This window comes from Saccharopolyspora spinosa NRRL 18395 (genome assembly GCF_000194155.1).
GTDB lineage: Bacteria > Actinomycetota > Actinomycetes > Mycobacteriales > Pseudonocardiaceae > Saccharopolyspora > Saccharopolyspora spinosa.
Map to the genome: position 1 here is coordinate 2,508 of NZ_GL877891.1, position 1,771 is coordinate 4,278.

The 1,771-nt window shown below is 68.4% G+C and carries 2 protein-coding genes; both read right to left on the bottom strand.

Annotated elements, in window-relative coordinates; genetic code table 11:
* Window positions 1-601 (bottom strand): hypothetical protein (locus SSPN_RS61355; protein WP_010316707.1); only part of this gene is annotated, 601 nt, incomplete at its 3' end.
* 709 nt (window positions 602-1,310) lie between these two features.
* The coding region (locus SSPN_RS0141720) for a hypothetical protein (RefSeq protein ID WP_237711000.1) at window positions 1,311-1,771 on the bottom strand (461 nt) is incomplete at its 5' end.

Sequence of the window (1,771 nt, forward strand, 5' to 3'; positions counted from 1 at the left end):
AGCGGCCTGCCCGCTCCGCCAACGCCTCCAACTCCGCAACACGAGCGGCAGCAACCTTTACCGCACGGGACCGCGCCGCGTCCCCTTCCTTCCTTTTCTGCCACTTCTGTGCCTTCGGTTGGAGCTCCGCCAACTCCGCCACCTGCTCCACCGTCAGCGGCCCCCACTCCTTCAACGCCTCCAACTCCGCAACACGATCGACAGCAGCCCTTCCCACCCGGTAATGCTTTACGTTGCTTTCCTTCTGTTTCTGCTTCTGCTGCGCCACCTTCGGCTGAAGGTCCGCCAACTCCACCTCCTTCTCCCCAGTCAGCCGCTCCCGCTCCGCCAACGCCTCCAACAGCGCAATCCGGGCGGCAGCAACCTTTCTCGCGTGGGACCGCGCCGCGTCTGCATCCTGCTTTTTCTTCAACTGCTGCGCCTTCGGCTGGAGCTCCACCAACTCCGCCTCCTGCTCCTCAGTCAGCGGCCCCTGCTTCTTCAACTCCACAACCCGGGCGGCAGCAGCCTTTCTCGCCTGGTAATGCTTCGCGTTATATTCCTTCTGTTTCCGCTCCGCACTCGGGTCCTGCGGTGCTGCCTGCTCCGCCGCCGTGAGCACCCCACTCCCACCATCACCCGGACTCCCGGAAACAGCCCCAACAGCAGCGGCCGCGTCCACCTTCCGCCGCGTAACCCCGCCGGAACCCTCGCCAGCGCCGGCTTTCCCCGCCACCGGCCCAACGCGAGGCTGACGCTTCGGACCCGTCACCACAGCAGGCAACCCAGACCCCCCACCCTGACCCCGCCACCGGAAACCACTAGGCCGCAACACCCCCTCCCCATCCACACCCACCCCCGGGTGGCGGTCCCACGCCCCGATACCCGGCAGACCCACCACACCTCGCCCACCGCCACCCACAGACCCGACACCATCCACCCCCCTACCACCAGGCCAGAACAACCGCCGTCGCGCGCCACCCCACCCCGGACGTTCCTCCTGAACCCTCTCCGACCCCGATCTCACCCCCTCACCCCGCACCTCCACACCGAACCACCCCACCCCGCTCGGACTGGATTCGGCAGAATCCCCCACCAACGGGCCCACCAACGTCCGAGGGTCACCGAACCCGCCCCCTCGGTGTAGTCGGGGAGGAAACCGGCGAAATCATTCCCTCGGGCAACCGACCCAGCACCGCCGGCACCCGCAGCATCGTCGCCTGCATCCGGTCCCAGGAACGCGGTCGACTCGGTCGCGACAAACTCCCCATCAGCACCCCCGGCCAGCATCACCCCAGCATCCGCCGCACCCTGCGGCACCTGCACCCCATCTACACCCGCCACCGCCTGAGCAAACCACGCATCCAGATCGACGTCACGCTGGCGCCCTCCAGCCACGCCCATACCGCCGACTCCACGACGCCGTCGGTCACCTCGAGTGCCCGGCCGGGGCCGAGGTAGCGCACCAGCTCCGAGGTCGGGAGCCGGTCAGCCTCGCGCATACGGCGCAGATAGAATGAGAAGGGCTGGCCTCTGCCGTCCAGCCATGCCTGAGCCGTGGACTCGGGAACGCTGGTCACCGCGGCCGCTCGGGCCGTGCCCAGGTAGCGCACCACTTCCTCGTCTGGACCCCGCCACCGGAAACCACTAGGCCGCAACACCCCCTCCCCATCCACACCCACCCCCGGCACCCCCATCACCCACACCCCAGCACCCGGCAGACCCATCACACCCCGCCCACCGCCAGCCACGGACCCGACACCATCCACCCGCCCACCAGGCCAGAACAACC